18 protein-coding genes are annotated in these 24,089 nt (G+C 36.1%); 11 read left to right on the forward strand and 7 right to left on the reverse strand.

Going from position 1 to position 24,089, the window contains the following annotated elements:
• Position 1: 1 nt before the first annotated feature.
• A complete protein-coding gene (tamL, locus tag IV494_RS12815) occupies positions 2 to 2,356 on the reverse strand; it encodes a translocation and assembly module lipoprotein TamL (RefSeq protein WP_196080534.1) in 2,355 nt (784 codons plus the stop codon).
• Entirely contained in the window at positions 2,356 to 7,350 is a 4,995-nt protein-coding gene (locus IV494_RS12820) for a translocation/assembly module TamB domain-containing protein (RefSeq protein ID WP_449554202.1), read from the reverse strand. Before IV494_RS12820 ends, tamL begins: the two co-directional genes overlap by 1 nt.
• 193 nt (positions 7,351 to 7,543) lie before the next feature.
• Here IV494_RS12820 and IV494_RS12825 point away from each other — a divergent pair, with 193 nt between their 5' ends.
• The 3 genes from IV494_RS12825 to IV494_RS12835 are packed head-to-tail and all read left to right on the forward strand — an operon-like array spanning position 7,544 to position 9,849.
• Entirely contained in the window at positions 7,544 to 7,954 is a 411-nt protein-coding gene (locus IV494_RS12825; protein ID WP_196080535.1) for a type II 3-dehydroquinate dehydratase, read from the forward strand.
• 12 nt (positions 7,955 to 7,966) lie between these two features.
• Positions 7,967 to 9,337: an alpha-amylase family glycosyl hydrolase gene (locus IV494_RS12830; RefSeq protein WP_196080536.1), complete on the forward strand. Its 1,371-nt coding sequence runs from the start codon at positions 7,967 to 7,969 to the stop codon at positions 9,335 to 9,337.
• A 32-nt stretch (positions 9,338 to 9,369) separates the two neighbouring features.
• A complete protein-coding gene (locus tag IV494_RS12835) occupies positions 9,370 to 9,849 on the forward strand; it encodes a hypothetical protein (protein ID WP_196080537.1) in 480 nt (159 codons plus the stop codon).
• Between the two features lies 1 nt (position 9,850).
• Here IV494_RS12835 and IV494_RS12840 read toward each other — a convergent pair whose 3' ends face one another.
• Together IV494_RS12840 and IV494_RS12845 are read right to left on the reverse strand one after the other, a co-directional pair.
• Positions 9,851 to 11,683 (reverse strand): monovalent cation:proton antiporter-2 (CPA2) family protein, encoded by a 1,833-nt coding sequence (locus IV494_RS12840; RefSeq protein ID WP_196080538.1) that lies wholly within the window; start codon positions 11,681 to 11,683, stop codon positions 9,851 to 9,853.
• A complete protein-coding gene (locus IV494_RS12845; protein ID WP_196080539.1) occupies positions 11,683 to 12,204 on the reverse strand; it encodes an NAD(P)H-dependent oxidoreductase in 522 nt (173 codons plus the stop codon). The genes IV494_RS12840 and IV494_RS12845 overlap by 1 nt, the downstream gene beginning before the upstream one ends.
• 81 nt (positions 12,205 to 12,285) lie before the next feature.
• Here IV494_RS12845 and IV494_RS12850 point away from each other — a divergent pair, with 81 nt between their 5' ends.
• The gene (locus tag IV494_RS12850) at positions 12,286 to 13,437 is read left to right on the forward strand and encodes a hypothetical protein (protein WP_196080540.1); all 1,152 of its coding nucleotides are present in this window, start codon (positions 12,286 to 12,288) and stop codon (positions 13,435 to 13,437) included.
• Positions 13,438 to 13,467: 30 nt separating this feature from the next.
• Here the strand turns inward: IV494_RS12850 and recJ are convergent, their stop codons facing one another.
• Entirely contained in the window at positions 13,468 to 15,177 is a 1,710-nt protein-coding gene (recJ, locus tag IV494_RS12855) for a single-stranded-DNA-specific exonuclease RecJ (RefSeq protein ID WP_196080791.1), read from the reverse strand.
• Positions 15,178 to 15,478: 301 nt separating this feature from the next.
• Between recJ and IV494_RS12860 the strand changes: the two genes are divergently transcribed.
• On the forward strand, positions 15,479 to 16,192 hold the full coding sequence (locus IV494_RS12860; RefSeq protein WP_196080541.1) for a ferritin-like domain-containing protein: 714 nt from the start codon (positions 15,479 to 15,481) through the stop codon (positions 16,190 to 16,192).
• 27 nt (positions 16,193 to 16,219) lie between these two features.
• Positions 16,220 to 17,029, forward strand: coding sequence for a ferritin-like domain-containing protein (locus tag IV494_RS12865; protein ID WP_196080542.1), 810 nt, complete (start codon positions 16,220 to 16,222; stop codon positions 17,027 to 17,029).
• Positions 17,030 to 17,159: 130 nt separating this feature from the next.
• On the opposite strand, the gene IV494_RS12870 is transcribed toward IV494_RS12865, so the two are convergent.
• Entirely contained in the window at positions 17,160 to 18,782 is a 1,623-nt protein-coding gene (locus IV494_RS12870) for an ABC-F family ATP-binding cassette domain-containing protein (RefSeq protein WP_196080543.1), read from the reverse strand.
• 165 nt (positions 18,783 to 18,947) lie between these two features.
• Here IV494_RS12870 and smpB point away from each other — a divergent pair, with 165 nt between their 5' ends.
• The 5 genes from smpB (at position 18,948) to IV494_RS12895 (ending at position 23,677) form a co-directional block, all read left to right on the forward strand.
• Positions 18,948 to 19,406, forward strand: a complete 459-nt coding sequence (gene smpB, locus IV494_RS12875; protein ID WP_196080544.1) for an SsrA-binding protein SmpB — start codon at positions 18,948 to 18,950, stop codon at positions 19,404 to 19,406.
• A 77-nt stretch (positions 19,407 to 19,483) separates the two neighbouring features.
• Positions 19,484 to 20,983, forward strand: a complete 1,500-nt coding sequence (locus IV494_RS12880) for an OmpA family protein (protein WP_196080545.1) — start codon at positions 19,484 to 19,486, stop codon at positions 20,981 to 20,983.
• A gap of 95 nt (positions 20,984 to 21,078) precedes the next feature.
• On the forward strand, positions 21,079 to 21,819 hold the full coding sequence (locus IV494_RS12885; protein ID WP_196080546.1) for a YebC/PmpR family DNA-binding transcriptional regulator: 741 nt from the start codon (positions 21,079 to 21,081) through the stop codon (positions 21,817 to 21,819).
• Between the two features lie 59 nt (positions 21,820 to 21,878).
• Entirely contained in the window at positions 21,879 to 22,703 is an 825-nt protein-coding gene (locus IV494_RS12890; RefSeq protein WP_196080547.1) for a UDP-2,3-diacylglucosamine diphosphatase, read from the forward strand.
• The gene (locus tag IV494_RS12895; RefSeq protein ID WP_196080548.1) at positions 22,703 to 23,677 is read left to right on the forward strand and encodes a glycosyltransferase family protein; all 975 of its coding nucleotides are present in this window, start codon (positions 22,703 to 22,705) and stop codon (positions 23,675 to 23,677) included. The genes IV494_RS12890 and IV494_RS12895 overlap by 1 nt, the downstream gene beginning before the upstream one ends.
• On the opposite strand, the gene IV494_RS12900 is transcribed toward IV494_RS12895, so the two are convergent.
• The gene (locus tag IV494_RS12900) at positions 23,663 to 23,953 is read right to left on the reverse strand and encodes a GNAT family N-acetyltransferase (RefSeq protein WP_039349318.1); all 291 of its coding nucleotides are present in this window, start codon (positions 23,951 to 23,953) and stop codon (positions 23,663 to 23,665) included. The genes IV494_RS12895 and IV494_RS12900 overlap by 15 nt on opposite strands.
• Between the last annotated feature and the right edge of the window lie 136 nt (positions 23,954 to 24,089).

A 24,089-nucleotide genomic window follows, 5' to 3' on the forward strand; every position in this document is an offset into this window, starting at 1 on the left:
ATTAAAACGGATATCCAATTGCGATGTTTAGGATCAAATTGTCTTTTCTCCAGGCGCCACTTCCAAAATTTATTTGATCAAAAGTCCATCTTTTTCCTTCTTCATAATAAGGAATTCGTAGCGGCATTGCCAAATCTAATCTCAAAATAAGGATAGAAAAATCTAAGCGAAGTCCAACACCGGCTCCAACGGCGATTTCTTTTGCGAAATCTTTTGAGAATTTTCCACCTGGTCTGGTTGGATCTTCATTAACGAGCCAAACATTTCCCGCATCTGCAAAAGCAGCAACATTCAAAAATTTGTAAATATTCGCGCGGTATTCTGCATTAACTTCCAGCTTAATATCTCCGGATTGATCAAAAAAGAAGGTTGCATTTTGAACTCTCGGATCATAACTTCCGGGTCCTAAAGTTCTGGCACGGAAAGCTCGAATACTATTGCTTCCACCCACATAAAATTGTTTTACATAAGGCATATAAACGGAATTCCCGTACGGGAAACCAATTCCCACAATCGCTCTGGTTGCAATCGAACTTTTGGTATTTACTTTTCTATAATATCGGAAATCGTGTTCCATCTTCGCGTATTGGCTGAACGGAATGCCGAAAAGCTCTTTCTGTTTCCCCGCTTTTGCATCAGCGCCACTCACCAAACCTGCGATTGTACCTGCAATATCTACACTCCCTTTATAATAGAAGGTGTTTTTCTTCGGAAGCATGGTATTCGTATAAGTATAACTATAAGCCGGACCGAAAATTAACTGTTTATCTACAACTCTTTGCAGAGAAGGATTTGGTGGAATAATATTGTTCGGATCAGAATCATCACCTCTTATTTGAGTCAGATATTTTTCAGTTACATTTTGAGGTGCAACCAAAGTCACATCCAAAACTTTTAAATCGTGTTCTTTTCTTTCATTTTCTTTCCAGAGATATCCGAAAGAAGTATTGAAATTATGTAAAGTGTACAATGCGGTGCGACTCAAAAATTCATAACCAATGTTGAAATTCGTTCGCGGAACATAAGCACTCGAAGAATGAAATTTAAACGGTGCCACAATTCTCGGAATAGAAAGTTGCGCATTTGCACCAAATCTAATGATGTTGTTCGCATCTTTTGGACCACCAACCTGCACATCAAAAGCACCATAAATAGCACCTTTTATTTGCTCAGCACCTCTGAAAAAATTTCGGTTCGTCCAGTTCAGGTTTATTTCGCCACCCGTGTAATTGGCGGAATTTGTTTTCCCTAAAGTCTCCAGGCGTAATGATTGAAATGGTCGCGGTGTCAATAAATAATAGGCATCAAATTTATGGTTCAAAGAATCTGAAACAATAAATTCATTTTTTACAAATTTAAAAACACCCAAACTGATCAACCGGTTCAACGATAAATTATGATCTGTTCGATTGTATAAATCACCTTTTTCAAAATAAAGCGTTCGGTCGAAAATTTTCGGCTTAAATTTATTTTGCGGATCGATGATATAGAGGTTGTTGTAAACTTTTACAGAATCTGTATTATAAGGAATGCCATATTTTCCAAGTTTTATATCTGCGATGTTGTAATCTGCAAAAACGATCGTTTTATCAATGGTAAATTGTTCCTTTGAAATTTGCGGCGTATTTTTTTTCAGTTTTACAAAAAGCTCAACTTTGGGTTCTTTCTGAACGGTAGAATCGGCCTGAACAATAATATTGTCTGGACTGAAATAGTAAAATCCTCGGTTTTTCAAATGCTCATTAATTCGTTCTCTTTCGGCTTTAATGACATCCAGATCAAAAGGATTCCCAACTTTCAAGAAGGTTTTGTCTTTAATATTTTGAATTTCAGAATTAATCATCGTAGAATCTTCAGGAAAATTAACTTTGCTGATCAGATATCTCGCTCCAGGTTTTACAGTATAAAGAACGGAAGCTTTTCTGTTTTTAGAGATCGTATCAGAAGAAGCTTTAGCATTAAAGAAACCTTTGTTCTCAGAATAGTTTACAATAATTTTTTTATTGAATTCCCGATCAACATCGCCTAATAAAACCGGTTTTTCTCCAATTTTATATTTGAGCCAGTATTTAATTCCTTTTTGTTTTTTTGGTTCTGATGTGATGTTATAAATGTAAAGACGTGGTCTTAAACCTAGAAAAGAAGAATTAGGTTTCGGTCGCAATTGCTCCTGAAGCGCTTCTTTTAAACTTGATTTTTCTTTCTTTTTGAGCGTATCATTTTTAATGGTGATTTTTGCTCCGGTGTACAACATTTGTCCTTCCTGCAAAAATTTAGTATTGCTACACGAGGAGATGATTAACATTAATGTAAATGCAGCGAATATTTTATAATAAGATGTTTTCAATTTTATCATTATTTTGAAGACGTATTTTGTTTTCTAAATTCTTTATTTTTCTTGGCTCTTTCAAAGATCTCCCGAAATTTGTCGTAATCCAAAGTGATGATAAATCCGACGCCGGTTTCGATGATCTGTCCCTGCAAAGCTACCTGATAATCATTTTTACGATAGGCTCTCAACATATACCGTCCGTCTTTTGACAAACTGTAATCCAAAGTAATGTCGCCTGCAATATTCGTCATCTGCTCATTTTGTCGAGCATCGCCTTCGAGGGCGAAGTTATTTCCAACCGTTACTTTTAATCGATCATCAAATAATCTTTTCGTCAAACCAACATTCAGATCGGTTCTTTCGTTTTTACTTCCGGTTGAATAATCTTCTGTAGAATTTAAATCAAAATTCAGTTCTACACCGCCGATTAAATCTTTCGCTAAATTGTTCAGCTGTTCCGATAAAATTCGACTTACACTTTGTTTTGCCAGCGTTGAAGCAGATAAACCTGTTTCACTTTGGAAAGGATTTTCCCCGATAAATCTGTTCAGCAATAACAAAGCAAAAACCTGTTTGTTGATTTCAGATTCTTCTCTTCGCAACTGATCCAGCTTGGCTTTTGTATTGTCTAAAACTGTTGCCGAAACTGAATTATTTTCTTCCGCTGTTGTAATATCGAAAGTGATAATTGGTTTCATGAGTTCGCCTTTCATGATCAATAAAGTATTGAAAGGAATTCTCTGTTTATACTGATTCAACTCTGCGCCGGAAACTCCCGTTAATTGTTGTTGCAATAGATCGAGTGGTGCAGCGTCGGTTTTATAGATCGCCGTGATATCGAGATTTGCCGTCATCGGTTCGCCAGTCCAGGTAATTGTGCTTCCTTTTTGAATTTCAAATTTTCTCTTCAACAAACTTACCGACATTTCGTAAGCTCCCTTTTCCACCGAATAAACGCCGACCAACGTTGTTTTTCCGGACGGATCAATTCCTCCTGTTAATTGCGCTTCTCCTTGAAGTTTCACAAAATCACCGTTTGCTTTATCGATAATTAAAGAAATTTTAGCTTCTTTATTTACGTCGATATTCACATTCACATCCATTCCTTTGATCTCACTTTGGTTCGTTAGAGAATCTGCTTTAATGGTTTTCTGCAAAGCAATTTGGTCTTGATCGATAAATTCTACAATCCCTTCTCTTTCCTGTAAACCAGGCGAAGATTGCGGCAGGACAAAAGTAAAATCGGTTTTATCGGTTATAGATAAATTCCCATCAACTTTTGGCAGATCCAGATCTCCACGAATTCTTAATCCAGCGTCAACTGCCAAAACGCCGTACATGATTCTGTCGTTGTTTTTTTCAGAATCTACAACTTTGAAATTTTTTGCATTCACATCTAAGTTAAAGGCAAAATCTTTATAAGTTTTGGTCAGAACGGAACCATCAATTACAATTGCATTTCCAGATTCGTCTTTAATTTTGAAATCATTGAAATCAATTCCACGGTTTGTAAATTTAATTTCATCGTTGATATTTTTGAATTTACTTCCTAACTGTACAATTCCTAAACCGACGTCATTAAATTTAACTCCTCCTAAAACATTCGGCGCTTTTGTATTTCCACCGATTTTTAAATTCCCGGAAAGATAACCTTCGGCATTTTCGATCGCGTTCATAGAAAATCCTTGAACCGTTTTCATTTGAAGTTGGTTCATATTCAAATTCATATCTAATCCGCTCGATTTAGTGTTGTACGTTCCCGCCAATTTCACATCATTATTAAAGCCGGAAAGTGCGATGTCTGCACGAATTAATTCCGAAGTTTGGTTGTTTGCTTTTACATCTAAATTCCCGACCGGACTTCCATAAAAGAATAGATCAGTAATTTTTAAATCGGAAGTAAACGTCATATTATTTTTCAAATCGCGAAGTTGTGCCGTACCATTAATATTCCCTTTTGCGAGAAGAGAATCTTTTTTTACTAATTCGGTCAAGGTTTCAATTTTAAAATCTTTCAGCGTAATGTTGAGCGGACTGTTTGGAACATTATTTTCTGACTGAACCCGAATTTCACTTCCTGCATTGGAAATTCCGAAATTGTTCGCCAAAATTCCACGACTGCTCAACTGAATGAAATTGTCGGGCGTCACTTGCCAATCGGTATAATTTAATTTTAAACCATCCGGATTTAATTTGATTTTCGTCAGATCACCCATTTTTTCAACATTTCCGGCGATCAAAAATTTCGTTGCATCTTTTTCATCTTTCGTCGAAGCATTGTACGTGATGAGGTTGTCTTTAACATCACCATTCAAACGAACTTTCATCAAAGCAATACTTTCATTATTGAATTGCCCCAGATTAACGTCGTAAACTAAGGCGTCATTCAAATTATTGATGGTTAAAGTTCCATTTCTAACGATATTTTTTCCATAAGTAACTTCCGGAATTTGTCCGTTAACCTCCAGTTTTTTAGAATCTGCATCGTAATTTCCGCTGAAAGTAATTGGTTCAAAACTCGTGAGTTCAGGTACAAATTTTCGTAGTAATTTATCGTCTTTTACTTTTGCATTAAAGCTGAAATATTGTTTAGCATCAACTTTAACCGTTTTTGTTCCAGGTTTTTGAAACTGATAATATTGATTAATGGTTTGCTGCAAAGAGCCAAAAATTTGAGTTAATTTATATTTCCCCTTTAAATCGATATCTGCAATCTGAGATTTCAACTCAATTCGGTTGCTGTCTAAAGTTGAAACCGCTTTCAAATAAACTTCCTGCAAAGGAAAAACATCTTTCGTATCAGAAATTGCAAAATTCTTTAAGTTTAAATATCCATTGGGTGCGTCAGGATTTAAACTGGAGAAATCACCATCGATATCTCCCGCAAGAATCATTTGATCCTTATAAAAACCTAATTTATTTAGATCTAATTTATTGATCCTGCCGTTTACTTTTACGGTCGGATTCTTATCCGTAAAATTCCCGGAAGCTAAAATTTTCAGATTGGCATTTGGGTCTTTAGAATCCAAATTGATGACATAATTCCCGCGGTTAATTTTACCGTTCAACGCCATATTTCGGTACGTATAACCATTATAATAAACCGAAGTAATGTTTCCTTTGATATCTGCATTCGCCTTTTTCGGATCGAAACTTTGACCTTTCACTGCAATTTGTCCTGTAATCGAACCTAGATCTTTATTTTGAATGATCGATCCAATTTGTAAATTTTGCAGATTTGCCAAAACATCATACTTCTCCTGACCTTTCTGTTTCATGTTGACAGAAGCTCGAACTGCGGCATTTCCTAAAGTGGAAGTCAGTTTTAGATTAGCATTTACAATTTGCGTTGTTCCTTTCGCCGTTCCCGCAATTTTAAAATAAGAAGGCAGAGAAATATTGCTTGGTATCGTATTTTTTGGAACTAAATTAAAGATCGTTTTTGCGGTAGATGACAATTCGCGGATATTCAGATCGTAATATAAATTCTTCGGATCCATCGCGTTTTTGATGGTTCCGGAAGCATTGACGATTAATTTATCCAGACCGGAAAGTTCTAGATTTTGAATCGTTAAATCATTCAATGTTCCTTTTAATCGCGTATTTACATTTAAAGTAGAATTCGGATATTTATTAAAAGGCGCCGTGTTTCGCAAAGAAGGAACCAACATTAAAATATCGCTGAATCCTACTTTAGAATTTTTGATATTGGCTAAAATTTTGACCGCACCCGGATTTGCTGAAAGTTGCTCGATTGAATTATAATTCAAAACAACTTCATCACGCAAAATGGTTTTCGGCGTTTGCAGATACAGGTCTTTCAAGTAAGCCTGTTTGTCTTCATAAACGAAATCGGTTTGGAATTTCTGGATATTTAAGCCGCGACTTTCCTTAATTTCTGCTGAATTAACGGTTCCTGCAAAAGTGCCGTCTTTCATTTTAAAATTCCGGACTTCCAAATCCATTTTGGAGAAATTCAGATGATTAAAATCGATTCCGCTTTTCGTTGGAGCAATTGCGGTATTGTCGTAAACCACTTTTACGTCATCGAAAATAAATGTCTTCAGCAGAAGCGCGAGCGATTTATCTGTCGCAGCTTTACCGTCTCCAGATGGTTTTGGATTCGCGTTTTTCGCAGGCAAAAATAATTTTGCATTAATATCTGCTCCTTTTAAATAAACATTTTCAACTCCAAAATCGCTCTTATCTAAATCGAGTTTGTTGATTTTGGTACTGAGTTCTTTAAAAATAACTTTCGCAAAAGTCTTTGAATTATCGTCGCCGTAATCGATATTGAAATTGGTAAGATTAATCTTATTCAAACCTAATTTCATAGGTTTTTGTTTATTCAAAGAATCGACTTTTTTAACAACTTTAGTTGCGACTTCCTCAATGAGATCCTGCTTCAATTTCAGGCGAAGTCCATCCATATTGATGTCGTTGGCTGCGTAAGAATTGTTTTGAAGATCAAAAGTTTTTACACGGGTGTCAAAAGATTTGAAATAAACATTGATGTCATTTCGGGATTGTTGATCGATAAATGAGATCCCGATATCTTTTAAATTAATTTTATCCAGAGAAATTATAAAAGGTTTTGAAGGAGTTTTTTCTTCGTCTTTTGTCGCGAAAGCATCAATAATATAATCAAAATTGAAAGTTCCGTTTGGGTTTCGAACAACATTTGCTTTTACGCCTTCTAAATCAATGGATGTAATATCGGCGGTGTTATTGAGAAGTTTAGGAATGTTTAAACCAACATCTAGTTTTCGAGCAAACAAAAGCGTATCAACTTTTTGACCTTTTAAATAAAGGTTTTCCATAACAAGACTGTTCGGAAAATCGATGTAAACTCGATCGAGAGTTACGGTTGTGTGAATTTTTTCTTGCAGATAATTGACCAGCTTTCCTTTCGCAAAGTTTTGTACAGCAGGTAATTGTAAACTTAAAACCAACGCAATCACCAACACGAGCAAACATGCGATGACAATTCCGGTGTATTTTAAAATCTTTTTGTAGATATTCACTTATTCAAATTAGATGGATTAAAATTTACAAAAAAAATACATTACGGTTGACTTTAATGTATTAAAAATGTAATAATATTATAGCTTTTCCGGACAGATTAAAATCTGAACAGATTTTAACATAATAATTTTAAGCCTCAAAATTAATAATTTTAGGCAAACTACCTATATTTGTAAAAATTTGAAGATGAAAATTCTAATATTAAACGGTCCTAATCTCAATCTTTTAGGAACTCGCGAACCCGAAATATACGGCACAGTTTCCATGGAAAAGCATTTAGAACTGTTACAAAAAGCGTACCCAAAACACGAGATTTCATATTATCAATCGAATGTTGAGGGCGAAATCATCAATCGCTTACAGGAGGATGATTTTGAAGCCTTGATCATAAATCCCGGAGCTTTTACGCATTATTCTTATGCAATTGCTGATTGTCTGAAAAATATTTCTCAACCAAAAATTGAAGTTCACATTAGTAATATTTACAAAAGAGAAGAGTTTCGCCAGAAATCGGTAACCGCTGTAAATGCAGACGGTATTATCAGTGGTTTTGGTTTGAATGGATATTCGCTCGCAATTGCAAGTTTTATTATTTAATAAAATAACGGCATGAAAAATTTTATTCTGGTATTCTTATTCGTTTTTTCAGGAAATTTTTTGTTTAAAAGTCAAACCAAAGATCCGCGTTATCAACCGAAAGAATATGTAGAAATCACCCATCCGGAATGGTCGAAAAATGCAACGATCTACGAAGTGAATATTCGTCAATATACGCCGGAAGGAACTTTCAAAGCTTTTGAGAATCACCTGCCACGGCTCAAAAAAATGGGCGTCGATATTATCTGGCTCATGCCGATCCATCCGATCGGAGTGAAAAATAGAAAAGGAACTTTGGGAAGTTATTATTCTGTGAAAGATTTTTATGGGATCAATCAAGAGTTTGGGAGCGGAAAAGATTTTCAGCATTTGGTCGATAAAATTCATTCGATGGGAATGTACGTGATCATTGATTGGGTCGGGAATCATTCAGCCTGGGATAATCCGCTCGCAACGCAGCATCCGGATTGGTACACGAAAACGCGGGAAGGAAATTTTCAGCCAACGCCGTGGTACGATTGGGATGATGTGATCGATTTTGATTATGACAACCCGGATTTCCGAAAATACATGACCGACGCTCTGAAATATTGGGTAAAAGAAACCAATATCGATGGTTACCGCGCCGATGTTGCGGGGTTTATTCCCACCGATTTCTGGGAAAATGCGCGACAGGAACTGGATCAGATAAAGCCGGTTTTTATGCTGGCGGAATGGGAAAGTCGCGATCTGTATAAAAAATCTTTCGACATGACGTATTCCTGGAGTTTGTGGGATCAACTCCGGGTTGCGACAAACCAGCAGAAATTATCAGGTTTGGTCGAATACCTTTCTCACGATGTAAATACCGTCCCAAGAAATGCGTATCGAATGACTTTCACCGATAATCACGACAAAAATTCGTGGGAAGGAAATCCTTACTTGAATTTTGGTCCCGGCTTGAAAACTGCGATTGTAATGACGGGAGTTGTAAATGGTATGATGCTTTGCTACAGCGGTCAGGAAGCTGGTCTGAATCGAAGTCTGAAATTTTTTGAAAAAGATCCTATCGAATGGAAAGATGATGAAAATGCAGTTTTATTTACCAAACTATTCCATTTAAAACACGATAATCAAGCTTTGTGGAACGGAAAGTATGGCGGGGAAATGATTCGCGTTGTGAACGATCAACAGGATAAAGTAATTTCCTTTTACAGAGAAAAAAATACTGATGCAGTTTTACCGATCCTGAATTTTTCCGATAAAATTGTCAATGTTAATTTGGATACCAAATATTACCAGGGAAATTATAAGGAACTTTTCAGCGGAAAAATTTTCAATATCAAAGAAAAGATAAATTTAAAACTGGAACCGTGGTCTTATATGGTTTTGGTGAAGGAATAATTATTGCTTAAAAAATGTAGAAAAATTTAAATATGAAAAAGATTCTTTTATTAATGATATTCTCTGCGGTCCTTTCCTGTAAGAAAGACAAAGAAAGTGTTGTGCAAAATAATACAGATTCCACGAAATCAGTTCTTGACAGTATGCAAATTCCAGCTTTTCAAAATGGGGAAGAATCTGTTGCTTTTAAAATCCTACCTCAAAATATTACAAGCCAAAAAGGACGAGCAATTTTTAAGCAAAACGGAAACGTACTCTTTTATTTTGATCAAAATTCCAACGAAGGAAATATAAGAATTGATGGGAAAGATTATCCTTTGAACACCTTTAACTTTACTGAAAACAACTACTCAATTTCCGGAAGAGGAGTAGAAATTGAAGCTGCGAATGGTGATTTTAAAGACGAAAAAGATGATTGTGTAGAAGGTAATTTCCCGGAAGTAAAGGTGATGCTTAACGATAAAAAAGTTGTTATAGCCAATATTACAGCGCAAGATTGTCCCAATTACTAATTTAAAATTCTTCGTTTTCACTCCACTGCGATTCGTCGAAAGAATGGCTGTCCTGCGCTAGAAGTTCAGCTTCACGTTCCAAGTATTCCTTCATCGTAAAAGTCACAGTATCGTTGCTTTTTTCTTTGGCTAATCGTCTCGTCACCGCTTTATCGATGAGCATAAACCGTTGTCCAAGTCTTCTCGCTGCATAAGCGCGCATTCCTGTAGCTTTTAAAATATCAACGGCCATGTTCACTGCGGTTCCCAATGTTTCCCGGTAAATATTGTCAACGCCATTATTAATGAAGTCATAGGCATCAAGACGGTTTTTTGAACGAACAAAAAATTGCAGTTGCGGGAATTTTTCTCTGGCATATTGCAGAATAAATTTATTTTTCTCCGGGCTGTCTAAACAAAGGATGAGCAGATCTGCAGTTTCCGCACCGGCTGAACGTAAAATCCCGGGTTTCGCAGCGTCTCCAAAATAAACTTTGAATCCATTTTTTCTTAAAATATTTACACGCTCCGGATCATTGTCCAAAACTGTTGCTTTAACGCCATTAACACGGAGTAATCTCCCAACGGTACTTCCAAAATGACCGAATCCGACGATAATTATTTTCTGTTGTTTTATCTGTTCGATTATTTCATCATCAGTATTTTCAGGTTTTGGCCATCTTGGTTCAATGAATTTGTCATTAATGATTAGAAGAATTGGTGTGACGCACATCGTAATAGCTGTAATGGCGAGGAGTTGTGCATTCAATTTTGGATCGAGTAGATATAAATTTGTGGAATAATTAATGAGGACAAAAGCAAATTCTCCAATCTGAGATAAGGCAAAAGCCACCATGAAATTTTGATCCATCTTTAACTTGAAAAATTTTCCAACGCCAAAGAGAACTCCGAATTTCACGGCTAAAACTACAATTGTGGTAGTGAAAATAAACATCGGATCTTCCATGATGACAAAGAAATTGATGGTTGCTCCCACACTCACGAAGAACACTGCGAGCAGCAATCCTTTAAATGGTTCGATCTGACTTTCAAGTTCATGACGAAATTCACTCGTAGCCAACATTACTCCGGCGATAAAAGCTCCAAGAGCCGGCGATAATCCGACAGCATTCATCAATTCTGAAACTCCAATGACGAGAAATAGGGAAGAAGCGGTCAATAATTCATTCATACCCGACCGCGAAACGTATCTCAGAAACGGCACAAAAATATAACGGCCTAAAAAAATCAAAAGCAAAACTCCCAGAATAATCGAAAACGGTTGCAACCAATCGGGTAAATATTGCAGCAAGATCATTTGTTCTTTATCTGCGGGTCTTGAAGCTAAAACCGGCAATAAAGCCAAAATCGGAATCACGGCAATATCCTGGAACAGAAGGATCGAGAAGGAAGATTCACCGACTTCTGTGCGGAAAATATCTTTCTCTTTTAAAGTCTGCAACACGATCGCCGTAGAGGATAATGCGAAACACAAAGCTGCAACCAAAGCTTGATCAGGACGCCATTTTGCTACATAAAATATGAGGAAAAGTAAGGTCACTGTGATCAACATCTGACTCAAACCCATGCCGAAAATTTTCTTTCTGATGCGCCAGAATTTTTTGGGTTCAACTTCTAAGCCTATTAGGAAAAGCAACATGATCACTCCAAATTCTGTAGTGTTCATGATGTCTTCGGAACCGCGACCTGTTAATTTTAAAACAAAGGGACCAATAATAATTCCGCCCAGAATAAATCCGATCACCGAACTCAAACCCAGTTTTCGGACCAATGGAACCATGATGATGGCTGCACCTAAAAAAATGAGCGCGGTCATTGCAAGTGAATTCTCCATTATTTAATGTTGAGGGTTTTTTTTATTTTTCCGGAAATATCCAAAAGTTCTTCTTTGGTTAGATCGTCTGAATTATGAACTGCGATTAATTCTTTTACTTCGATTTGATTTACTTTTAATGATAGAGTAAGCGATTTTAATAGTTCTTCGATCGTGGTTTCATACATTCCTTCCGGCGTGTAATGTTCTGCTTTTCCGCCTACAGTTACGATGATAATTGCATCTTTATTTTGAAGCGGATGGTTTTTTTCCATCGTCCACGTCATGTCGAAAACCTCGTCGATCCAAAGTTTAAGAAGCGGTGGAATCGAAAACCAGATCAGGGGAAAATGAAAAATGAGTCGCTCGTAGTCTCTGATTCTTTTTCTCTCTTTGAAAGCCTGAACGTGAAAATCAGGATATTCTTCATACAAATCTTTGAAAACCAAATTTTCAACACCATCATATATTTTTACTAACTCTACGTTGGAAGTAGAATATTCAAAATAAGGATGTGCAAAAATGACAAGGGTTTTCTTCAAGATCTACGATTTTTTTAAAAATACTGAAAAAAAACAAAAATTACAATTTTATTGAAAAAATAAATTGACTATTTTTGAAATATGAAGGTAGAAAAAGTGGTTTCTAAAGAACATAACAAGGAATTTACAGAGTTTTCGGCACGTTTGTTTTCTGATGATTCAAATTATATTCGTCCGCTTGATAAAGATATTGAGAATGTTTTTGATACTAAAAAAAATAAATTTTTTCGCTTTGGCGAATGTGAACGTTTTCTCTTTTTAAATGATAAAAAAGAAACGGTCGGGAAAATTGCAGTCTTCATTAATAAGAAGTATGAACAGGATCAACCAACTGGTGGGATTGGTTTTTTTGACTGCATTAATGATCAGGAAACAGCCAATTTTATTTTTGATTTTGCGAAGGATCGGGTTCAGGAAAAAGGGATGGAAGCGATGGATGGACCGATTAATTTCGGGGAAAGGGATCGGTTTTGGGGACTTTTGATCGAAGGTTTTTCCGAACCACTTTTCGGGATGAATTATAATCCTCCTTATTATAAAGAACTTTTTGAGAATTATGGATTTCAGATTTATTTTAATCAATTGTGTTTCGGTCGAAAAATTCATGATCCGGTTGCTGAAAATTTTCTGGAGATGCACCAAAGAATTTCAAAAGTCAAGACGATTTCTGCAAAAAGAATGAAAGTTAAAAATCTGGAAAAATTTGCGGTCGATTTTACGGAAATTTACAATAAAGCCTGGGCAAATCATGGTGAAGGAAAACAACTTACTAATGCGCAAACGCTGAAACTTTTTCTCACTTTGAAACCTGTTATTAACGACCATATTTCCTGGTTTATTTACGAAAATGAAAAACCCATCGCTATGTGGATGAATATTCCAGATCTTAATCAATGGTTTAAATATCTGGATGGAAAGTTTGGACTTTGGCAGAAACTGAAATTTCTTTTCGTCAAGAAGTTGAGAAAAAATAAGAAAATGGTAGGTTTGGTTTTTGGGATCGTTCCGGAATGGCAGAAAAAAGGCATCGACGGTTTTATGATCTGGGAAGGAACGAGGCATTTTAGAAAAACCACCGATTTTGAAGATTACGAAATGCAGTGGATCGGTGATTTTAATCCAAAAATGATGAAGATCGCGGAGAATTTAGAAACTGAAGTGACGCGTAAATTAGCGACGTATCGTTATCTTTTTGATCGAGAGAAGGAGTTTGAAAGGCATCCGGTTTTGTAGAAATTTTTAATTAAATACTTAATCTGAGCTTTAATTAAATTTTACATCTCGAATATTCAAGTAGTAGGTCACATTTCCTTTCCAGTGATTTTCTTCGGCGGTAAAGGCGATGTCAAATGTTTTTTGTCGAAAATCATCAGCAAATTTTCCCAGTTTAAAACCTACACATTCGATATTTTTTCCTGTAGAATCTTGTTTGATGAAGAATTTTAAATGATTATTATCTTTCCCCATCGTTTTCACATAACCCGAAACTTTTTGATTTTTTAAGACCAGAACGGGTTTCATATTGTTCGGACCAAATGGAGCTAATTTACGGTGGAAGTTGAAGAAATCTTTATCCAGATCATCGATCGTAACATCGGAATCAATTTTTATGCTTGGTTCTTTTTGATGATCTTGAATTTTTTGAGCAACTACTTTTTCGAACTTTTCTTTGAATAGTTCAAACTTGTCTTTTTCCATGGAAAGTCCGGCTGCTGCGGGATGACCGCCAAATTTTAAGAAAAGATCCGAACAGTTTTCTAAGGCATCATGCACATCGAAATCAGCAATTGACCGCGCAGAAGCGACCATTTCGCCGTTGTTTCCGTCTGCGAAAACAATCGTGGGTTTATAAAAAGTTTCAGTTAATCTTGAAGCTACGATTCCGATCACGCCTTTGTTCCAGGTTGAACCGTAAACAACGGTAGAAAAATTTTGCAGTTGACCAGTTGTTTCTACTTGCAAAAGTGCTTCTATAGTGCTGTTCGTATCCATTTCCCGGCGGGAATCATTGAGTGTTATAATGTCACTTACAATTTGATGCGCCTGCTTTAAGTTGTCGGAAACCATTAATTCTACTGCGGCTTTTCCGTGGGAAATTCTTCCGGCAGCATTTATTTTTGGAGCGATTTCAAAAACGATGTTTGAGATCTCGAAAGTTGCTAGTTTATCTTCCGGTATCAACATTCTTAAACCAAGATTTCTGGATTTTCGTAAAACTTTTAAACCCTGTTTCGCCAGAACTCTGTTTTCTCCTGTCATTGAAACAATATCTGCGGCGATAGAAATTGCAAGTAAATCGGTCAATTCGAAAAGTTCAGCTTCCGGAATTTTATAAATGGTATTTAAACCCTGACATAATTTGAACCCAACTCCGCAACCAGACAATTCTTTGAAAGGATATCGGCAATCAACTCTTTTCGGGTCTAAAACTGCAACGGCTGCAGGAATTTCTTCTCCCGGTAAATGGTGATCGCAAATAATAAAATCAACGCCTAAATTATTCGCGTATTCAACTTTATCGAGTGCTTTGATTCCGCAATCAAGTGCAATTATTACAGAGAAACCGTTTTCTTTTGCGAAATCGATTCCTTCATTTGAAATCCCATAACCTTCAATATTTCGGTCGGGAATATAATAAGTTAGGTATTTTTTATCTACAATTTTGCTGAGGTAAAGGTACATCAAGGCAACTGCAGTGGTTCCGTCGACATCATAATCACCGTAGACCATTATTTTTTCTCCATTTTCAATCGCTGTTGCAATACGATCTACAGCAAGCTGCATATCCTTCATGAGAAAAGGATTGTGGATGTCGTTGAGGTTAGGTTTGAAAAATTCCCGCGCTTTTTGATAATTGTCGATTCCGCGCATGACGAGGATCTTGGATTCAAAGGTGCCGAAACCTAGAGATGTACTTAGTCCATCAACAATTTCTTCATCGGGTTCGGGATTGTAAATCCATTTTTGATTCATAATCTCACAAAAATAGAGTTTTTTTTCCAATTTTTTTTATGGAAAGCTTGATCTCTTGTTCTTGATTTCGATTTAATTAAAGATGCGTTTTCAATTTTCAAATTAATGTAATATATACTTTTAATGATTGCCATTAATTCAAAAAAGAAGAAGATTTGATGCATGAAAGTAAAAATTCATAAAATTTAAAACGCACTAATTCAACGAAGTAGCAATTAATTTGATTTTATTATAAATAATTTAAATCTAAAAACTTTTAAGGCTCGTAATTAATATTAGAACCAATTAAACAATATTTATTATGGAAAAAACAGTTCACGTATCGAACAAAGGAGCAACTTTGGATACAAACAGAAGAAATTTTCTGAAGTTAGGGGGAGTCGGTCTCGTAGTAGCCGGACTGACTTTGGCAGGATGTAGAAATGAAGATATGCAGTATGTGCAACCGGATTCGATATTTGACCTGGGAGTAGGAGATGTGGGAATTTTAAATTACGCTTATGCGCTGGAACAGCTGGAAGCTGATTTTTACACGAAAGTGGTCAATAACTTTTACACTGGTATTTCTGCAGCCGAAAAACAAGTTTTTATTGATATCTATAATCACGAAGTTATTCACAGAGACTTTTTCAAAGCAGCAATTACTGCAGCAGGAGCAATGCCTACACCGAAGTTAGAATTTAAATATGATAACATCGATTTCAGTAGTAGAACTTCGATTCTTGCCACTGCCAAAGCATTGGAAGATACAGGTGTTGCAGCTTATAACGGTGCAGGTAGATTAATTAAAAATTTAGATTATTTAGTAATTGCAGGTAAAATAGTAAGTGTTGAAGCAAGACATGCTTCCGCAATTAGAGATCTGATAAATCCTGGATCCATGGATTTTGCTGGTGATGATGTAATTGATGTAATGACTGGTTTAGATGTAGCAAAAAAACCAAAAGATATTGTTGCAGCAGCTGGTGGATTTTTCAAAACACCTTTCACTTGGAAAGAACAAGGAATCGGTTAGAATTTATTAATTTTTAAAACATTTATTATGAACTTACTTACAATATTAGATAAACTTTCGGACGATAAATTTTTCTCAACCGAAACTTCAAGATTAGGGAGTCTGTCTCAATTTTCAGCCTTTGGAAAAAAAGCAGCACTTGCAGCTATTCCATTAGGATTAGGATCATTTATGGCAACTTCTGCGAAAGCTGAAACAACGCAAGAGATGGGTTTTGCAGCAGCTTCAGCATTGACTGGTGCGCTCCAATTAGCATTGACTTTAGAATATTTGGAAGACGAATATTACAGAACAGGTATTAATACTGCGGGATTAATTCCGGCGGGTGATAAAGTTGTCTTTCAACAAATCAGCAAACACGAAACCGCTCACGTTGCTTTCTTAAAAAGCGCACTGACTTCCTTAGGAGAAGCTCCAGGTATGAAACCAAATTTTGATTTTACAGCGGGTGGAAATTTTCAACCTTTTACCGATTATCAAACATTTTTGACTCTTGCGCAAGCTTTTGAAGATACAGGAGTTCGTGCTTACAAAGGTCAGGCTGGAAATGTTGCTTCAAATAAAGATGTTTTACAGGCAGCTTTACAAATCCATTCTGTGGAAGCGAGACACGCTTCGAAAGTGAGAAGAATGCGTATGAACAAAGGTTGGATCGAGTTGAATGTAGGTGGAAATATGCCTGCAGCAACCAACGCAGTTTATGCAGGAGAAGAAAACATAACTCAAGCTGGTTACAATACTTCTACATTATTTGGAGCTCCAGCTGGATCGGCTTCATTTGATGAAATATTGACCGGAGACCAGGCTGCTGCAATTGCAGGAATATTTATCTCTTAAAAAGACTCAACTATATATCTCTTTTTCAGTATCCTTTTCAAATTTTATTTGGAGAGGATTTTTTTTGATCTTTAATAAAAAAAACCGTCTTATCAATATTGATAAGACGGTTTTAACTCGTTAAATTATTTTAAGAATACATCTGCTGCTGCAGTTCCTTTATTTTTTTATCATCTAAGTACTCATCGTAAGTCATTTGTCTGTCGATAATTCCTTTTGGCGTCAACTCAATTACTCTGTTACAAACTGTTTCTAACATTTCATGGTCATGAGATGAGAGCAGTATGGTTCCTTTAAAGTTCGTCAATGAATTATTTAAAGTGGTGATACTTTCCAGATCCAGGTGATTTGTTGGTTCGTCCATGAGTAGAACGTTTGCTCTCTGTAACATCATTCGACTAAACATACAACGCATTTTTTCTCCACCTGACAGGACTTTACAAGATTTCAAAGCTTCATCTCCGGAGAAAAGCATCTTCCCTAAAAATCCACGCATATATTCTTCGTGACGCTCATCATCGCTTTTTGTAAACTGACGCAACCAATCAACCAGATTGATATCTTCCTCGAAAAAACTGTTGTTATCTAAAGGCATATACGATTGATTTGTTGTAATTCCCCAATTATATTCGCCTTTATCTGCCTTAGTGTTGCCAGATAGAATTTCAAAGAACTCTGTAATTGCTAAACTGTTTTTAGAAAGTACTGCGATTTTATCTCCTTTTTTCAGATTTAGATCGATCTTCGAAAATAGAAGCTCACCATCTTTTGTTTTTTCCAGATTTTTGATCTCTAAAATTTGATCTCCGGCTTCACGTTCTGTATCAAAAATAATTGCAGGATATCTTCTGGAACTTGGCTTGATGTCATCAATATTTAATTTATCGATCATTTTTTTACGGGCAGTTGCCTGTTTCGCTTTTGCAACGTTAGAAGAAAACCGTGCGATAAAATCCTGAAGTTCCTTCTTCTTATCTTCAGCTTTCTTGTTGGCTTGCTGTCTTTGTCGCGTCGCTAATTGTGAAGCTTGGTACCAGAAAGAGTAGTTACCAGTGTATAAATTTAATTTAGAATAATCTAAATCGGCAATATTGGTACAAACTGTATCTAAAAAGTGACGGTCGTGAGAAACCACAATCACAGTATTTTCATACGTTGATAAAAAGTCTTCTAACCAGGCAATTGTTTCAATATCAAGATCATTCGTAGGCTCATCGAGAATTAAAACATCTGGGTTGCCAAACAAAGCTTGTGCTAAAAGAACTTTCACTTTATTTTGATTTTCCAGTTCACCCATCATTTGATAGTGCATGTCATCTTTAACTCCAACGTTTGAAAGCATGGTCATCGCATCAGATTCAGAGTTCCAGCCACCCATTTCGTCGTAAGTTACTCCCAGTTCACCGGCTTTTATACCGTCGGCATCAGAAAAATCTTCCTTTGCGTAAAGCGCGTCCATTTCTTCCTTTATTTTATAAAGCTTCTCATTGCCTCGAAGTACTGTTTCTAAAACCGTGAAATTATCGTAAGCGAAGTGATTTTGCTCTAAAACGGACATTCTTTTTCCGGGCTCAAGCGATATGCTGCCCGTTGTTGGATCTTGATCTCCGGTTAATATTTTAAGGAATGTAGATTTTCCGGCACCATTTGCACCGATAATTCCGTAGCAGTTTCCTTTCGTAAACATAATGTTCACATCATCGAAAAGTATTCTCTTCCCGAATTGCAGTGATAAATTAGATACTGTTAACATATAGTTTTGTAAATTTGGCGCAAAATTACGAAAAGAAATTGGGTTTAAAGTTTCAATTTCGTGTGATTGTAATAAGGTATAAAATTTGAATGCAATTTTTAAGATAATTTTTAGTTAAAATAGAATAAATTTAACATATCTTTAAAGTATAAAGAAGCAAGTGAAATGAAGATAGAAAAAACGATCAATATTTTTAACAAAAGAGCCCGTTTTGAGTATGAGCTATTGGATGAAGTTGAAGCAGGAATGGTACTTACGGGAACTGAGATTAAATCTTTACGTTCATCAAAAGCAAGTATTACCGAAGCGTTTTGCCAGTTCATTGACGGAGAACTTTATATTATTAATATGATGATAGATGAGTATAAATTGGGAACTTTTTATAATCACAAAACAAAAAGGGAACGGAAGTTGCTGTTGCACAAACGGGAATTGCAAAAGTTTGAAAAAAAACTGAAAGATGTTGGAAATACCATAGTTCCTTTAAAACTATATATTAATGATAAAGGAAAAGCTAAGATTCTAATCGCACTTGGACGGGGTAAAAAATTATTCGACAAACGCGACAGTATAAAAGACAGAGAAAATAAACGCAATCTCGAGAGAATATTAAAGAAAAGTTAAAAAAAGACCCAAAATCTTTGTTTTTAAAGAAAATTTATATTTATTTTGCATTATCAATTATTTAATCATTTAATTCTATGAAAAATCTAAAATTAGGAATTTCAGCATTGGCTCTTACGATTGCCTCTACTGTTTTCGCCCAGACTACCAGTAACCCGTGGTTAATCGGTGTTGGTGCTCACGGAGTAAATCATGCTGCGGCAGGAGGTACAGTTGGAAATGTTTTCTCTACTGCTTTCGGTAGTTCAGATCACGGTCAATTGTATAACATCAGCAACTTTACGATTACACCTCCACTTTCGAAGTTAACTGTAGCAAGAAACATTAATAAATATTTGGTTCTTGACTGGCAAACTTCCGTAGGGAACGTTGACAACAAAAGAATTGGAATGGGAAAAGAATTTTTCCTAATGACCGGTTTAGGTCTTCAATTCAAATTCAACGGTCTTTGGAACGAAGAATCTTGGTTTGATCCATATTTGAGAGTTGGTGCAAACTACATGAGACACGATTATACAGGTGTTACTTTTCCTTTAACTGATATTAATGGAGAATACTATCCTGGATTTTCTGATGGAATGCGTAGTACACAAAGAAGAAGCGATCACTTTACAGTTTCAACTGGTTTAGGATCTAACTTCTGGTTAACTAAAAACTTTGGTCTTGGTATTCAAGGTGATTACGTTTCTACACCAATTGACAAGTCAGATATTGCTAACTTTTGGCAAGCTTCTGCTTCATTATTGTTTAGATTCGGTAACAATGATAGAGATAAAGATGGTATCTTAGATAAAGACGATAGATGTCCAGATACTCCAGGTTTAGCTGAATTCAAAGGTTGTCCTGATACTGATGGAGACGGAATTCCAGATATCGATGATCAATGTCCAGATGTTGCAGGTCCAGTTGAAAACAACGGTTGTCCTTGGCCAGATACTGACGGCGATGGTGTAATCGACAAAGATGATGCTTGTCCTACAGTTCCTGGTCCAGCAGAAAACAAAGGTTGTCCTTGGCCAGATACTGACGGTGATGGAATCTTAGATAAAGATGACGCTTGTCCTACAGTTTTCGGATTGAAAGAATACAACGGTTGTCCTAAGCCACAAACTGTAATCGCTGACGAAGCTACAGGAGCTCTTAAAGGAATTTTCTTTAACTTCGACAAAGCTACAATCAGACCAGAATCTAGTTCTAAATTAGATATGGCTGCTGACATAATTAAGAATTCTAACGGTGGAACTTTCTTATTGACAGGTGAAACTGACAAAAAAGGTTCAGACGCTTACAACTTGAAATTATCTAGAGAAAGAGCTGCAGCAGTAGTGAATGCTTTAGAAGCAAGAGGAGTATCTACAACTCAATTGAAATCTAAAGGTGTTGGTGAAGCTAACGCAGTGGTTTCTGAGAAAGCATCTGATGCTGAAAGAATGACTGATAGAAAAGTAGTTGTTACTGCTGTTGATAAAGCTGCTTTTGATGCAATGGATAAGTCTGACTTACCAGTTGTTATCAAGAAATCTGCTAAACCAGCGAAGAAAACAATGAAAAAGAAATCAATGAAAAAAAGAAAATAATTAAAAATTATTTCTAAATCATAAAAAAACGCTCCCATTATTGGGGGCGTTTTTTGTGATTTTATGTAAATTTGCAATATTAATAACTAAAATTTATGGGACGCGCATTCGAATATAGAAAAGCCTCAAAAATGGCTCGCTGGGACAAGATGGCCAAAACATTCTCTAAAATAGGAAAAGACATTGCTCTTGCCGTTAAAGCAGGTGGTGCAGATCCGGACTCAAATCCTTCTTTACGGAGATGTATGCAAAATGCCAAAGGGGCAAACATGCCAAAGGACAATGTTGAAAGAGCAATTAAAAAAGCCAGTGGTGCTGACGCAGAACATTATGAGGAAATTACTTACGAAGGTTACGGTTTAGGAGGTGTTGCATTTTTTGTTGAATGCACTACAAACAACCCCACGAGAACTGTGGCAAACGTAAGAGCGATTTTTAATAAATTCGATGGTAGTCTTGGGAAAAATGGAGAATTGGCTTTTATCTTTGACCGAAAAGGAATTTTCTCGATTGACAGGTCTTCAATCAAAATGGATTGGGATGATTTCGAAATGGAAATGATCGATGGTGGTGCAGAAGATGTAGAAAGCGATGATGAAGAAGTGTTGATCACAACAGCATTTGAGGATTTCGGCGCTCTTTCTCACAAACTGGAAGAATTGGGCATGGATGTTAAAAGTGCCGAATTAGAAAGAATTCCCAACAATAGCAAAGAAGTTACGGAGGAGCAATTCAAAATTAATATGAAAATGCTCGACCGTTTTGAAGAAGACGATGATGTTCAAAATGTTTATCATAACATGGAAATAACCGACGCCTTACTGAATTCTTTATAAGAAAATAATATCGTGTTCATCTGCAAGTAACATTCAAGTCTTTTCTTTGCACAAAAGCGATGAAAAGAAACGTTGAGTTAGTTGTAATTTCAGATGTTCACCTCGGGACTTACGGTTGCAAGGCAAAAGAATTATTAAGATATCTCAATTCCATTCAGCCGAAGACGTTAGTTCTAAATGGAGATATCATCGATGTTTGGCAATTCAAAAAGTCTTATTTTCCTAAATCTCATTTGAAAGTCATTAAGAAAATACTTTCTTTCGTGACCAAAAATGTTGAGGTTTACTATGTGACCGGAAACCATGATGAGATGTTTCGCAAGTTTGCTGATTTCGAATTAGGAAATCTTAAAATATGTAATAAAATTTGCCTTACCATTGATGAGAAAAAAACCTGGATTTTTCATGGTGATGTTTTCGATGCCTCTGTGCAGCATTCCAAATGGCTCGCTAAATTAGGCGGAAAAGGATACGATTTACTCATTCTTATCAATACGGTTATCAACTGGTTTTTGCAAAAGATGGGGAAAGAGAAGTATTCATTTTCCAAAAAAATTAAAAACAACGTAAAAAAAGCAGTAAAATTTATCGGTGACTTCGAATTAACGGCTTCTGAATTGGCGATTGACAATCAATATGATCATGTTATTTGCGGTCACATTCATCAACCGCAGATTCGGGAAATCCACAACAAGAATGGATCCTGTATTTATATGAATTCTGGTGACTGGATCGAGAATTTATCAGCGCTCGAATACAACGATAAGAAATGGGCCATATTTCATTATGAGGATCATAAGCATTTGCTGAAGGATGACGATCATGAAGAAATTTTGGAAATGGATCATCTGGAATTATTAAAAGTGGTAACCAACTTTTCCTGATGAAAGTTCTGTACGCATTTCAGGGAACAGGGAACGGACATATTGCAAGAGCGCAGGAAATTATTCCTCTTCTCAAAAAGCATGTCGAAGTTGATATTTTAATGAGTGGTCATCAATCGCAACTGAAAGCCGATTTCGATGTCAACTTCCACTACAAAGGGGTTTCGCTGCTATACAATAAAACAGGCGGGCTATCTTACCGTAAAACATTTGCAGGGAATAGTTTTGTTGAGGCTTTTAAAAACGGCAGAGACTTGCAACTTTCCCATTACGATTTAATTATCAATGATTTCGAACCTTTGACAGGATGGGCTTGCAAATTAAGAGATTTGCCCATGATTGAACTGAGTCATCAAGCTTCCCTGTGTTTTAAAGAAACTCCGAAACCTGAAAAAAAAGACTTTTTAGGCGAGCTGATTTTAAATTATTACGTCCCAAGCGAGCGGAAAATAGGATTTCATTTTGAAAATTATCATCCGCAGATCAAGAAACCCGTCATTAGAAAGAAGATCAGAAATTTAAATCCTCAGCGGAAAGGATATTATCTTGTTTACTTACCCAGCTTTTCAGACCAGAATATCATTCAGATCTTAAAGGATATTCCGGTTGAATGGAAGGTGTTCTCGAAAGACAGCAAATTACATTATAGGCAAGAAAACCTGGAGATCTTTCCCATCGATACCATTCAGTTTTTAAAATATTTCGAAAATTGCGAAGGAATTTTGTGCAATGCAGGTTTTGAAACTCCGGCAGAAGCGCTGTTTATGGGTAAAAAGTTATTTGTTATTCCTATTCATAACCAATATGAGCAAGAATGTAATGCTTTTGCTTTAGAGAAAATGGGATTTCCGACCTCCAAAATTTTAAATGCCGAAGAGATCAGAAAATGGGTCGATCATCATCATCATTTTACAGTTGATTATCCAGATGATATTGAAGACATCTTACTTAATGAAGTATTAACCTTCCAGTAAAATATCCTCCACATCAGTCATCCTGTTCATTACAGATCTTGCGTAAGAACAGTGTGGATAAACTTTCCAGTTGTTTTCCCGAGCGAATTTAATGGCTTCTTCGACCAAATATTTTCCCATTCCACGACCTTCAAATTTTGCATGAACCAAAACAAAGGAAATAATGAGTTTATTTTCCTCCGGGAAAATGGTGTAAGTTAATCTTCCAACTTCGTCTTCATCATTATTTAACTTAAAAACTCCGCCGTTTCCTGATCGATCATTGGTGTATTTCATTTCTTTCGATTTTGTACTTTAAATTTAAGGAAAATAAATGGAAGCGGGATTTTAGATTTAATAAATCGTTTTGTTTTTCGCGATTGTTGCAGCCCAGCTTGAGCGGAAATCCTTTTTTGGGTCGTCATCTGACGAA

The organism is Kaistella gelatinilytica (genome assembly GCF_015679325.1).
In the GTDB taxonomy this organism is placed as follows: domain Bacteria; phylum Bacteroidota; class Bacteroidia; order Flavobacteriales; family Weeksellaceae; genus Kaistella; species Kaistella gelatinilytica.